Source organism: Micromonospora sp. NPDC049301 (genome assembly GCF_040678715.1).
Taxonomy (GTDB): Bacteria; Actinomycetota; Actinomycetes; order Mycobacteriales; family Micromonosporaceae; genus Micromonospora.
In genome coordinates this window covers 18746-31286 of sequence record NZ_JBFAQO010000017.1, presented here as the reverse complement: position 1 = coordinate 31286, position 12541 = coordinate 18746, and the positions used below count along the sequence as shown (strand labels likewise).

8 protein-coding genes are annotated in these 12541 nt (G+C 73.5%); 3 read left to right on the top strand and 5 right to left on the bottom strand.

Annotated features, from left to right (window positions below; all coding sequences use genetic code 11):
• Positions 1-315 precede the first annotated feature (315 nt).
• Together AB0K07_RS29765 and otsB are read left to right on the top strand one after the other, a co-directional pair.
• Entirely contained in the window at positions 316-1716 is a 1401-nt protein-coding gene (locus AB0K07_RS29765; RefSeq protein ID WP_363760619.1) for a trehalose-6-phosphate synthase, read from the top strand.
• A gap of 41 nt (positions 1717-1757) precedes the next feature.
• The gene (gene otsB / locus AB0K07_RS29760; RefSeq protein ID WP_363760716.1) at positions 1758-4319 is read left to right on the top strand and encodes a trehalose-phosphatase; all 2562 of its coding nucleotides are present in this window, start codon (positions 1758-1760) and stop codon (positions 4317-4319) included.
• A 412-nt stretch (positions 4320-4731) separates the two neighbouring features.
• Here the strand turns inward: otsB and cobA are convergent, their stop codons facing one another.
• From cobA to cobC, 3 genes are read right to left on the bottom strand one after another with little or no spacing between them, the layout of a single operon-like run.
• Positions 4732-5952: a uroporphyrinogen-III C-methyltransferase gene (cobA, locus tag AB0K07_RS29755; RefSeq protein WP_363760616.1), complete on the bottom strand. Its 1221-nt coding sequence runs from the start codon at positions 5950-5952 to the stop codon at positions 4732-4734.
• 46 nt (positions 5953-5998) lie between these two features.
• Positions 5999-7102 (bottom strand): nicotinate-nucleotide--dimethylbenzimidazole phosphoribosyltransferase, encoded by a 1104-nt coding sequence (cobT, locus tag AB0K07_RS29750; protein WP_363760713.1) that lies wholly within the window; start codon positions 7100-7102, stop codon positions 5999-6001.
• On the bottom strand, positions 7102-8205 hold the full coding sequence (gene cobC / locus AB0K07_RS29745; RefSeq protein ID WP_363760613.1) for an Rv2231c family pyridoxal phosphate-dependent protein CobC: 1104 nt from the start codon (positions 8203-8205) through the stop codon (positions 7102-7104). Before cobC ends, cobT begins: the two co-directional genes overlap by 1 nt.
• A gap of 121 nt (positions 8206-8326) precedes the next feature.
• On the opposite strand from cobC, the gene AB0K07_RS29740 reads away from it, so the two are divergent.
• Entirely contained in the window at positions 8327-10459 is a 2133-nt protein-coding gene (locus AB0K07_RS29740; RefSeq protein ID WP_363760610.1) for a transglycosylase domain-containing protein, read from the top strand.
• Positions 10460-10469: 10 nt separating this feature from the next.
• On the opposite strand, the gene AB0K07_RS29735 is transcribed toward AB0K07_RS29740, so the two are convergent.
• Together AB0K07_RS29735 and AB0K07_RS29730 are read right to left on the bottom strand one after the other, a co-directional pair.
• Complete coding sequence (locus AB0K07_RS29735; RefSeq protein WP_363760607.1) at positions 10470-11039, bottom strand: GNAT family protein; 570 nt, start codon at positions 11037-11039, stop codon at positions 10470-10472.
• Positions 11036-12439, bottom strand: coding sequence for a cobyrinate a,c-diamide synthase (locus AB0K07_RS29730; protein ID WP_363760604.1), 1404 nt, complete (start codon positions 12437-12439; stop codon positions 11036-11038). The genes AB0K07_RS29735 and AB0K07_RS29730 overlap by 4 nt, the downstream gene beginning before the upstream one ends.
• Between the last annotated feature and the right edge of the window lie 102 nt (positions 12440-12541).

The window sequence follows — 12541 nt, the reverse complement described above, 5'->3', positions numbered from 1 at the left end:
GCGGGCTACCTCCGTCGGTTGCTGTCGCATGATCGGCGGCGCGGCGCGGGCTGCGACCTCCGCCCGCCGCCGCCGGCCGGGAGCCGGCCGCGCGCACGCCATCGTCAATCCTGACAGGTACGGCCAGCTTCGCCCACATCACCCCGCCCCAGGAGTACGTCGTGCCGCTCACCGAACCACCTGTAGACAAGATCACGATTCCGATTCAGCCACCGTGGGGCGGGTACGGAACTCCGGCACGGGGCAACAGAGGCCGCAGCTACGCTCAGTACGCTCATTCGCGGTGGACCCGTCAGTACCCGGAGGTGGCCGATCGTGACCGTCCGTAGCTCCTTTGTCGTAGTGGCGAACCGTCTGCCGGTCGACGAGGTGAGCACACCTGAGGGACGGCAGTGGCGACGCAGCCCCGGCGGGCTGGTCACCGCGCTGCATCCCGTGCTCGCGGAGCACCAGGGGACCTGGGTCGGCTGGGCCGGCGGCACCGGTGCCGCCCCCGAGCCGTTCGACCTGGAGGGCATCCGGCTGCACCCGGTCCCGTTGAGCGCCGAGGAGTTGGAGCGCTACTACGAGGGCCAGTCCAACGCGACGATCTGGCCGCTCTACCACGACGCGGTGGAGACGCCGGCCTACAAGCGCCGCTGGCGGGAGGCGTACCGCCTGGTCAACGCGCGGTTCGCGGAGGCCGCGGCGGACGTCGCGGCCGAGGGCGCGACGGTCTGGGTGCAGGACTACCAGCTCCAGCTGGTGCCGGCGATGCTGCGGGAGCTGCGGCCCGACCTGCGGATCGGCTTTTTCCTGCACATCCCGTTCCCGCCGATCGAGCTGTTCATGCAGATGCCGTTCCGCACCGAGATCCTGCGCGGCCTGCTCGGCGCCGACCTGGTCGGCTTCCAGCAGCGGCTGGCGGCGCAGAACTTCGTCCGGCTGGCCCGGCACCTGCTCGGGCTCCGCTACGAGGGGCAGATGATCCAGGTCGACGGTCGGCAGGTGAAGGCGGGCGCCTTCCCCATCTCGATCGACACCCAGGAGATGGAACGGATGGCCGCCGACCCGGCGGTCCAGGCACGGGCGAAGCAGATCCGCGCCGAACTGGGCGACCCGAAGACGATAATCCTGGGCGTGGACCGACTGGATTACACCAAGGGCATCGAGTTGCGGCTGAAGGCTTTCCGCGAACTCCTGTCTGACGGAAAGTTGACAGTCCCGGACGCAGTTATGGTGCAGGTGGCCACGCCGAGCCGCGAGCGCGTCGAGCATTACCAGGCGCTTCGGGTGAAGGTGGAGCGCGAGGTTGGTCGGATTAATGGCGAATTCGGCCGAGTCGGCGTGCCTGCGGTGCACTACCTGCATCAGTCGTACAGTCGCAGTGAACTGGCCGCGATGTACGTCGCTGCCGACGTGATGATGGTGACCCCGCTGCGAGACGGAATGAATCTGGTAGCCAAGGAGTACGTCGCATCGCGCGCCGACCAGGGTGGCGCGCTCGTGCTCAGTGAATTCGCCGGCGCGGCCACGGAGCTGCGCCAGGCCTTTTTGTGCAACCCGCACGACCCGGACGCGGTCAAGGACGCCCTGCTCCGGGCCGTGCACGTGGAGAAAACCGAGGCACGCCGCCGGATGCGGACAATGCAACGTCACCTGCGTACCAACGACGTGGGGCACTGGGCCAAGTCTTTCCTCTCCGAGCTTGGAGTTTCCGAGGCGGAGGCCGCGTGAACACGTCCGTCAGCGACGGAGCGGCGATCGCCACCGGGGTGATGGACCCCGAGCTGCGCGCCGCCATCGGCCGGATCGCCCGGGTTCCCCAGCTCCTGATCGCCTGCGACTACGACGGCACACTGGCGCCGATCGTGGAGGACCCGAGCACCGCCGTACCGCTGCCCGAGTCGGTGGCCGCGGTCCGCGCGCTCGCCGCGCTGCCGCAGACCACCGTCGCGGTGGTCTCCGGCCGGGCGCTGCGCGACCTGGCCGCCCTCTCCCGACTGCCCAGCGAGGTGCACCTCGTCGGCAGCCACGGCTCCGAGTTCGACATCGGCTTCGTCGAGCGACTCTCCCCCGAGCTGGTCGCGGTGCGCACCCGGGTGCGGGACGCGCTGCGCGAGATCGCCGCCGAGCACCCGGGCATCCGGCTGGAACGCAAGCCGGCCAGCGTCGCGGTGCACACCCGGGGAGTCGACCCGCAGATCGCCGCCGCGGCCATCGAGGCGGTCCGCAACGGGCCGGCCACCTGGGACGGCGTGACGGTCACCCAGGGCAAGGAGGTCTTCGAGCTCTCCGTGGTGGCCACCCACAAGGGCACCGCGGTCGACCAGCTGCGGACCCAGCTCTCGGCCAGCGCGGTGCTCTTCATCGGTGACGACGTGACCGACGAGAACGCGTTCGGCAACCTGCACGGCCCGGATCTCGGCATCAAGATCGGCCCCGGGGACACCCAGGCCGGCTACCGGGTGGCCGATCCGCTCGAGGCGGCCCGCGCGCTCGGGCTGCTGCTGGAGACCCGCCGGCACTGGCTCTTCGGCGAGCGGGCGGTGCCGATCGAACGGCACTCCATGCTGTCCAACGGCCGTACCGTCGCGCTGCTCACCCCCGAGGCCAAGGTCAGCTGGCTCTGCCACCCCAAGCCGGACTCGGCGGCGATCTTCGCCGACCTGGTCGGCGGCAGCCCGGCCGGTCACTTCAGCGTCGCCCCGGAGCGTGGGGGCATCCCGCTGGGCCAGCGCTATCGCTCCGGCACGATGACCGTGGAGACCCGGTGGTCCGGGCTCACCGTCACCGACTGGCTGGACCTTCCGGCCCGGGAGACCACCCCGGACGGCCCGGCGGTGGTCACCGGCGACTCGACCCTGATCCGGGTGCTCACCGGCAACGGCCGGGCCCGGGTGGAGTTCGCGCCACGGCCTGAGTTCGGTCAGGTGGCCGTGCAGTTGCAGCCGCTCGGCGACGGTCTGCTGGTGCTCGGCTCCAACGAGCCGGTCGCGCTCTACTCCCCCGGGGTGCAGTGGCAGGTCAGCAACGACGGCGGGTACCAGACCGCCAAGGCGGTCATCGACCTCTCCGCCGCCGGCGGGCAGGTCGTGCTGGAGCTGCGCTTCGGCACGCACAGTCTGGAGCACCACCGGGTGCCGATCCACGAGCGGCAGGCCGCGGCCGAGCAGCCCTGGAAGGACTGGGTCGCCTCGCTGCGGCTGCCGTCCACCGCCCGCGACCTGGTCGCCCGCAGCGCGCTCACCCTGCGTGGGCTCTGCCACGAGGCGACCGGCTCGATCCTTGCCGCGGCGACCACCTCGCTGCCCGAGGAGCTGGGCGGCGTCCGCAACTGGGACTACCGCTACTGCTGGCTCCGCGACGCCGCGCTGACCGCCCGCGCACTGGTCGACCTGGGCTCCCTCGGGGAGGCCGAGGCGCTGCTGCTCTGGGTGGACGGCTGCATCGAGCGCACCGGCGGGCACCCGGAGCGGCTGCACCCGCTCTACACCATCGACGGCTACGAGCTGGGCGCCGAGGCGGTCATCGACACCCTGCCCGGGTACGCCGGCTCCCGGCCGGTCCGGGTCGGCAACCTCGCCAACCACCAGCTCCAGCTGGACGTCTTCGGCCCGATCGCCGACCTGATCGCGGCCGTCGCCGACGCCCGGGGCTCGGTCCGCGAGGACGAGTGGCGGGTGCTGGAAAACATGGTCGAGGCGGTCCGCCGCCGCTGGCACGAGCCCGACCACGGCATCTGGGAGGCGCGACTGCCACCCCGGCACCACATCTTCTCCAAGGTGATGTGCTGGATGACTGTCGATCGGGCGCTGCACGTCATGCGCCAGCACGGCGGCGAGGACCGGCCCGAGTGGGTGGAGCTGCGCGACCGGATCGGCGCCAACGTGCTGGAGCACGGCTGGCACGAGGAGGTCCAGGCGTACAGCGTCGCGTACGGCGACGAGGACATGGACGCCTCGTCGCTCTGGATCGGGCTCTCCGGCCTGCTTCCGGGTGACGACCCGCGCTTCCTCTCCACCGTGCTGCGGATCGAGGCGGACCTGCGCAGCGGACCCGTCGTGTACCGCTACCACTGGGACGACGGCCTGCCCGGCCGCGAGGGCGGCTTCCACATCTGCACGGCGTGGCTGATCGAGGCGTACCTGCGCACCGGTCGCCGCATCGACGCCGAGGAGCTGTTCGCGCAGATGGTGCTCACCGCCGGCCCGACCGGGCTGCTTCCCGAGCAGTACGACCCGCTCGCGGAGCGCGGGTTGGGCAACCACCCGCAGGCGTACAGCCACCTCGGTCTGATCCGGTGTGCCCTGCTGCTGGACAACATGCTCAAGCAGTAGCGGACCGGCAGTTCGCCGACGGGCCGGGGCAGCGATGTCCCGGCCCGTCGTCTGTTCGTGGGCAGCGACCGTGCGCTGCGCTGTCTGACGGCCCTGGTCGGCGCCGGCCGGCGGGCCAGGGAGCACCCGACGGGCCCTTTGCTCTGCTTCAACGGGCGCAACACTCAGGGGCCCTTTGTGTTGCGTCGGTTGAAGCAGAGCAAAGGATGCTGGGAGGTGTCCTGCTCCCCTTCGCGGGACCAGCTCCCGGGCCCACCTGCCCGGACCCGCACGCTTCAGGAAACCGCGCGCCCGAACCCGACCCGCACGATCCAGGGCACGCAAGCCCGGACCCCGCGCTCGCGCGCCCCAGACGCCCGCGCGCCCGGGCAGCCGAGCGCTGCGGCCCCACGTCGAGGCCCGGCGCTGCCCCTCAGCCGCCGAGTGCGTCCACCACGTCGCCCACCACGACGACCGCTGGCGGGCGCAGGTCGGCGGCGAGCACGTCGGCGGCCACCGCGCCGAGCGTGGACCGCACCATCCGCTGGGCACCCGTCGTGGCCTCCTGGACGACAGCGGCCGGCGTCTGCGGCGACCGGCCGTGCGCGATCAGGGTGGCCGTGATGGCGGCGAGGTTCTTCAACCCCATCAGGATCACCAGAGTGCCGCGCAGCCCGGCGAGCGCCTCCCAGCGCACCAGCGAGGCCGGCGAGTCGGGCGCGACGTGCCCGGAGACCACGGTGAACTCGTGTGCCACCGCCCGGTGGGTGACCGGGATACCGGCCGCGGCGGGTGCCGCGATCGAGCTGGTCACACCGGGGACCACGGTCACCGGTACGCCGGCCTCCGCACACGCCAGCAGTTCCTCGCCGCCCCGGCCGAAGACGTACGGGTCACCGCCCTTGAGCCGCACCACGAAAGCGCCGGCCCGGGCCCGGTCCACCAGGATCCGGTTGATCTCCTCCTGGGCCCGGGACGGTCCATAGGGGATCTTCGAGGCGTCCACCAGCTCGACGTCGGGGCGCAGCTCGTCCAGGAGCAGCCCGGGCACCAGCCGGTCGGCGACCACCACGTCCGCCTCGGTCAGCAGCCGCCAGCCCTTCACCGTGATCAGCTCCGGGTCGCCCGGTCCCGCACCGACCAGCGCCACCCGCCCGCCAGCGTCAGGAAGGGACCCTTCCTCCACCGGAGGCGGGGCCTTCCGCGCACCGAGGAGGTCGCGGATGGCGTCGCGGACGGTCATCGCGCGGCGCGGGTCACCCCCGCCGAGCACCGCCACGGTGACCGGGCCGTGCCGGGTCACCGCCGGCGTCCAGGCGGTGGCCGCCATCCGGTCGTCGGCCCGGACGCAGAAGATCCGGCGCTCGGCGGCAAGGGCGCTCACCGTCGCCGCCGCGATCGGGTCGTCGATCGCCACCTGGACCAGCCACGCCCCGTTCAGGTCGTCCGGCTCGAACCGGCGCGGCACCCAGCGCAGCCGGCCCGCGTCCGCCCGGGCGCGCAACGCCGGGGTCAGCTCCGGCGCCACCAGCAGGACGTCCGCGCCGGCATCCAGCAGCGCCGGGACCCGTCGGGTGGCGACCGCGCCGCCGCCCACCACGACCACCCGCCGCCCGTCGAGCCGCAGGCCGAGGGGGTACGGGTTGGTGCTCACGCCGCCGCCGCGCTACTGACCCGGAGGGCTCGCTCACTGCGTCCGCTCACTTCTCGGCCACCCCGGCGGAGTCGAAGGTGGCCACCTCGTGCAACACCCGGACGGCGCCGGTGACCACCGGCAACGCCAGCAGCGCGCCGGTGCCCTCGCCGAGGCGCAGCCCCAGGTCGATCAGCGGGTCGAGGCCGAGGTGGCGCAGCGCCACCGTCGCGCCCGGCTCGGCCGAGCGGTGGCCGGCGACCATGGCGCCGACCGCGTCCGGGGCGAACGCGGCGGCGGCGAGGGCGGCGGAGACCGCGATCACGCCGTCCAGCAGCACCGGCGTACGGCGGGCGGCGGCGCCCAGGATCAGCCCGGCCAGCGCGGCGTGCTCCAGGCCGCCGACGGCGGCCAGCACACCCAGCGGGTCGGCCGGGTCGGGCGCGTGCCGGGCCAACGCGGCCCGCACCACCGCCACCTTGCGGGCGTACGTCGGGTCGTCGACCCCGGTGCCCCGGCCGGTGGCGTCGAGCGGGTCGGCGCCGGTGAAGGCGGCGATCAGTACGGCGGCCGGGGTGGTGTTGCCGATGCCCATGTCCCCGGTGAGCAGGATGGCGGCCCCGGCGTCGATCAACTCGTCGGCGATCCGGATACCGGTCTGCACCGCTGCCCGCGCCTCGTCCCGGGTGAGCGCGGCGGTCACCGCGAGATCGCGGGTGCCCCGCCGGACGGACGCGGCGACCAGACGGGGCGTGGACAGGTCGAGGACGACCGGGCCGGCCCCCTCAGCGGCGGGCTGGGCCGACCCGGCGGGCAGTGGCGTGGCCACGCCGACGTCGACCACGGTGACCGAGGCGCCCGCCTGCCGGGCGAACGCGTTGACCACCGCTCCGCCGGCCAGGAAGTTGCCGATCATCTGCCCGGTGACCTCCTGCGGCCACGGGGTCACCCCCTGGGCGTGCACCCCGTGGTCCCCGGCGAAGATCGCCACGGCGGCCGGCTCCGGTAGCGGCGGCGGGCAGGCCCCGGCCAGGCCCGCGAGGCGTACCGACAGCTCCTCCAGCACGCCCAGCGAGCCCGCCGGCTTGGTGAGCCGGCTGTGCAGCTCACGGGCGTCGGCCATGGCCGACTCGTCCGGCGGTTGAATCGCCGCGATCGTGCTCTCCAGCATCATGCCTCCATGGTCTCGCGCAGCACCTCGATGAACGCGTCGGTGGTGGATCGGTCGCGCACGGCCACCCGCAGCCAGTCCGGGCCGAGGCCGGGGAAGGTGTCACCCCGGCGTACCGCCCAGCCCCGGTCGCGCAGCGCGGCCCGGACGCGAGTCGCTCCGGGCAGGTGCAGCAGCACGAAGGCGCTGGCCGGGCGGCCGACGACGCGTACGCCGGGCAGCTCGGTCAGGCGGGCGGTCAGGTGGTCGCGGTCGGCGGCGAGGTCGGCGGCGATCGCGCGTTCGGCCTGGACCGCGACGGGGCTGGCGCAGGCCGACGCGGCGGCCAGCGCGGGAGTGGAGACGGCCCAGAGCGGCTGGACGGCGGCCAGCCGGGACAGCAGCTCCGGCGCGCCGAGCAGGTAGCCGATCCGCAGGCCGGCGAGGCCCCACGTCTTGGTGAGGCTGCGCAGCACGAGCAGCCCGGGCAGGTCGCGACGCTCGGCCAGGGACTCGGCCTCGCCGGGGCGTCCGGGTGCGGCGGTCGTGTCGGCGAACGCCTCGTCGACCACCAGCACCCGGCCGGGGCGGGCCAGCGCGGCCAGGGTGCGCGCGGGGTGCAGCACGGAGGTCGGGTTCGTCGGGTTGCCGATCATCACCAGGTCGGCGTCGGCGGGCACCCGGTCCGGGTCGAGCCGGAAGTCCTCGGCCGGGTCCAGCAGCACCCGCTCCACCGGGTGCCCGGCGGCCCGCAGCGCCGCCTCCGGCTCGGTGAACTGGGGATGCACCACGACCGGCCGGCGGACCCCGCGCAGCGCCTGGGCGATCAGCACGAACCCCTCGGCGGCGCCGGCGGTGAGCAGTACCTCGTCCGGGTGACGCCGGTGCCGGGCGGCGACCGCGGCCCGGGCCGGCGCCGGGTCCGGATAGCGGGCCAGGTCGCTGAGGCTGGCGCTGATCGGGCCGGCCAGCCAGTCCGGCAGCGGTGCCTGGCGGACGTTGACGGCCAGGTCGATCAGCCCGCCACCGACCTCCGCGTCGCCGTGATGTCCCAGGTCCGGCTCGGGGGCAGCCGCCGGTCCGGGCCCGGCGACGGGCGCCACTCCGCTCGGCTGATCACGCATGTCCGCGATCCTGCCGGGAAGGGGGCCGATGGGACAGCTGATCCCGGCGTAAGCCGCGTCACCACCCGCCGGTTTATGAGTTCTTCTCATGCACGAATCGGAAATGTCATAACTTGGCCATGTGAGCAACCGACCCCTTGCTGCCGCTGGTCGACTCGTCCCTCTCCTGCGCGCCGGGCTCATCGCCGGCATCGTGATCGCCGCCGCCGCGTACCCGCTGGTCGCCCTCACCGGGCTCGGCGCGAAGGCCACCGCGCACGCCGTGGAGGCGAAGACCAAGCTGCTGGCCGTCGCCCTGCCCGCCGAGACGTCGTACCTCTACGCCCCGGACGGCAGGACCGTGCTGACCATGTTCTACGAGGAGTACCGGCAGTACACCAAGCTGTCGGACATGTCGCCGAACATTCAGCAGGCGATTGTCGCCGCCGAGGACTCCCGCTTCTACCAGCACCACGGCGTCGACCCGAAGGGCGTGGCCCGGGCCTTCGTGGCCAACACCCGCTCCAACGGCGTCTCCCAGGGTGCCTCCACCCTGACCATGCAGTACGTCCGGATGGCCCTGCGGGACAGCGCCACCACCCCCAAGGAAGTCCAGGAGGCCACCCAGCAGACCAGCCTGCGCAAGGTCAAGGAAATGCGGATGGCGCTGGACCTGGAGAAGGAGATGAGCAAGGAGCAGATCCTGGAGCGCTACCTGAACTCGGCGTACTTCGGGCACCGGGCGTACGGCATCTACGCGGCCAGCGAGATCTTCTTCTCCAAGACCCCGAAGGACCTCACCCCGGTCGAGGCGGCCACCCTCGCCGGGCTGGTCAAGTCGCCGTCGGAGTACGACCCGGCCGAGTCCGACCAGAAGGAGGCCACCGGCCGACGCAACTACGTCCTGGACCGGATGAGCCAACTCGGCTACCTCTCCCCCGACTCGGCCGCCGCCGCCAAGACCGAGCCGATCCGGCTGAAGCTGACCAGCCCGCCGAACGACTGCGCCGCGGTGCCGGAGAAGTACAACAGCTGGGGCTTCGCCTGCGACTACCTGAAGAACTGGTGGAGCGCACAGCCCGCGTTCGGGGCGAACCGGCTGGAACGGATGGACAAGCTGCGTCGGGGCGGCTACCGGATCGTGCTCAGCATCGACCCGAAGATCCAGGACGCGGCGGAGAAGAACGTCGGCGCGAAGGAGGGCACCGGCAGCCCGTTCGCCAACGGCATCGTGCTCTCCGAGCCCGGCACCGGGCGGGTGAAGGCGATGGCGGTGAACCGGACGTACTCGCTGGACCTGAGCGAGAACCCACAGAGCTCCAATCCCGAGGCGGGGCCGAAGGTGAAGGCCAACTACCCGAACACGGTGGCGCCGCTCCTCGGCGGCGGTGACCTGCCGGGCTACCAGGCCGGATCGACGTTCAAGATGTTCCCGATGCTGGCCGCACTGAACTCGGGCAAGACGCTGTCCACGGAGTTCAACGCCCCTTACCGGTACCAGTCGCGGGTCTTTGACGGCTGGGCGCCGTCGAACGCCAGCGGGGCGATGAGCGGGCGGCAGACCATGTGGTCCGGCTTCGGCAAGTCGGTGAACACGTACTTCGTGTGGTTGGAGGAGCAGGTGGGCGCGGAGAAGGGCGTCCGCCTCGCCGAACAGCTCGGGCTGCGCTGGCGGACCGACGTGGACCGGGACCATGCCTCGCCGACCAAGGCGTCGAAGTGGGGCGCGTTCACCCTGGGCGTCTCCGACGCCACCCCGCTGGAGATGGCGAACGCGTACGCCGCCATCGCCGCCGACGGCCGGTACTGCGAGGCGATCCCGGTGCAGGCGATCATGAACCGGGACGGCACGCCGACCACGTACGCCACCGCCAGCGGCATCCAACGCGAGGTGGCCAAGCCGCGCTGCCGGCAGGTGGTCAGCGCGGACGCCGCCCGGGCGGCCACCGACGCCGCCCGCTGCCCGACCGGGGACACCCCGGCCCGTGGGAGCTGCGGCGGCTGGTCCACCGCCGACAGCGTCCGGGGTACGGTCGGCCGCCCGGTGGCCGGCAAGACCGGTACCACCGACAGCACCCGGTCCGCCTGGTTCGTCGGCTACACCCCGGAGTTGGCCGCGGCGAGCTTCATCTCCGACCCGGACAACCCGTTCAACGCGGTGGGTGACGGGCAGTCGCAGATCCCGATCGGGGCGGTCGCGGAGACCCTGCGCGACGGCCTGAAGGGCAAACCGACCCGCCAGTTCACCCCACCGTCGGACGCCATCGTCGGCTGACCGGCCGGGGTCAGCGCAGGTCGGCGGCGACGAACGACCAGAGTTCGAGGTCCGCCCGGCCACCGCGGACGAAACCGGCGTTGCGCAGCAGGCCCTCGTAACTGAAGCCGGCCTTCTCGGCGACACGGCGGGAGGCGAGGTTGCCGGGGGCCACCCGCAACTCGACGCGCTGGAAGCCGTGCTCCAGGATCAGCGCGATGGCGACCGCGTCCACGGCCTCGACCGCCAGGCCGAACCCGCGCGCGTGCGGCGCCATCGCGTAGGAGATCTCGGTGGTCCGGGCGCCCCAGTCGGTACGCCGCGTCCACAGTGAGCCCACCACCTGGTCGTCCTCCCGCCGGAGCACCGCCCAGTGGTCCCCCTCGCCGCTGTCGCGCCGCTGCCGGGCCAGGTCGGTGCACCAGGCGTGCCCGTCGATCGGGCCCGAGTCGTCGGCCAGCGGCAGCCAGCGCCGGGTGAGCTTGTCGGCGAAGATCTCCCCGACCGCCGCCGCGTCGGCCGCGATGAGCCGCCGCACCTCGGTGCGCGGGGTGGAGACGGTCAGCTCCGGGAAGCGGCGCACCGCCACCTGACCGATCACGCCGGCACTCCGCCGGGCTCCACGGGCGCCGCCTCGACGGCCGGGTCGGCCACCGCCGCCTCGACCAGCCGGGCGGCGGTCGCCGGGTGGCCGGCCCAGTGCAGGGTGAGCTGCGAGGCGTGCACGTTGCGCCAGACGAAGCCCTCCGGCGTGCCGCCGTCCCAGCTCCAAGCCGGACGCTGACCCGAACGCGGGGTGAGCACCGCGCGGTGCTCCTTGTGCCCGACCAGCACCGTGCCGCGTGCGGCGACGACGCTGTCGGTCTGCGCGGTCGCCTCCCGGTAGCCCACCACCAGGCCGTCCCGGCTGGCGCCGACCGCGTCCAGCACCCCACACATCGGCAGCCCGTCCAGTTCCCGGGCCAGCCACAGCAGGCCGGTGCCCTCGGCGACCACGGGACGCCCGGTGCGCGCCAGCTCGGCCACGGCGATGCAGAGCCGCCGGTTGGCCGACAGCTGCTCGGCGTACGCCTCGGGAAGCGCGCCACCGACGACCAGCGCGCGGGTGCCGGCCGGCAGCGCCTCGTCGCGCAGCGGATCGACCGTCACCACCTCGGCGCCGGCGGCCCGCAGCAGCTCGGCCGTCTCCGGGTGGCTGAAGCTGCCGCCCGGCCCACCGGCGAGCGCCACCAGCGGGCGATCCGCCGGGACCGTCACCGCACCGAGCGCGTCCTCCGGTGACCACGCCGAGGCCGGCAGCGGCGGCGCGGAGCGGGCCAACCCGAGCAGCCGTTCCAGGTCGACCGTGGCGGCGACCGCCTCGCCCAGCCGGCGGACCGCGCGGGCGGCGTCGGCGGACCCGCCGACCACCGGCACCACGCCGTGCCGGCGCGACGGCAGCACCGCCGGGAGGTCCTGCCGGCGCAGCGCGCCGTAGACCGGCACACCCACGTCGTCGAGCGCCTCGCGCAGCATCCCCTCGTGCCGCGAGGACGCCACCCGGTTGAGGATCACCCCGCCGAGCCAGAGCTGCTCGTCGTACGAGCGGAAACCGTGCACCAGCGCGGCCACCGACTGACCCATCGCGGCCACGTCGACCACGAGTACCACGGGGCTGCGCAGCGCGGCGGCCGCGGCGGCCGTGGACTCCTGCTCCGGGCGGCCGCCGACCGAGTCGTACAGGCCCATGCTGCCCTGCACCACGGCGAGCCCGGCACCCGCGGCGCCGTGCGCGACCAGCGGGGCGAGCCGGTCGACGCCGACCAGCCGGGGATCGATCACCCGGCCCGGCCGACCGGAGGCGAGGCCGAGGTAGGCGGCGTCGACGTGGTCCGGGCCGAGCTTGAACCCGGCGACGTCGACACCCCGCTCGGCCAGGGCGGCGAGCAGCCCGATAGCCAGCGCGTTCTTGCCGTGCCCGGAGGACGGCGCGCTGAGCACCAGGCGCGGCACGACGGTCATCAATCGACTCCTCGTGGGCGGCGGCGGGTACGCGACGGCGGACCCGGGGCCCGTCCGTCCGCGTGACGATACCCGCCCGGCCCGACGCGCGAGCACCGCCAA

What these genes read in the sequence shown, in the direction of transcription:
- AB0K07_RS29730 (WP_363760604.1), bottom strand. Translation starts at nt 12,439, where the DNA reads ATGACCGTCGTGCCGCGCCTGGTGCTCAGCGCGCCGTCCTCCGGGCAC.
- cobT (WP_363760713.1), bottom strand. Translation starts at nt 7,102, where the DNA reads ATGCTGGAGAGCACGATCGCGGCGATTCAACCGCCGGACGAGTCGGCC.
- cobC (WP_363760613.1), bottom strand. Translation starts at nt 8,205, where the DNA reads ATGCGTGATCAGCCGAGCGGAGTGGCGCCCGTCGCCGGGCCCGGACCG.
- otsB (WP_363760716.1), top strand. Translation starts at nt 1,758, where the DNA reads ATGGACCCCGAGCTGCGCGCCGCCATCGGCCGGATCGCCCGGGTTCCC.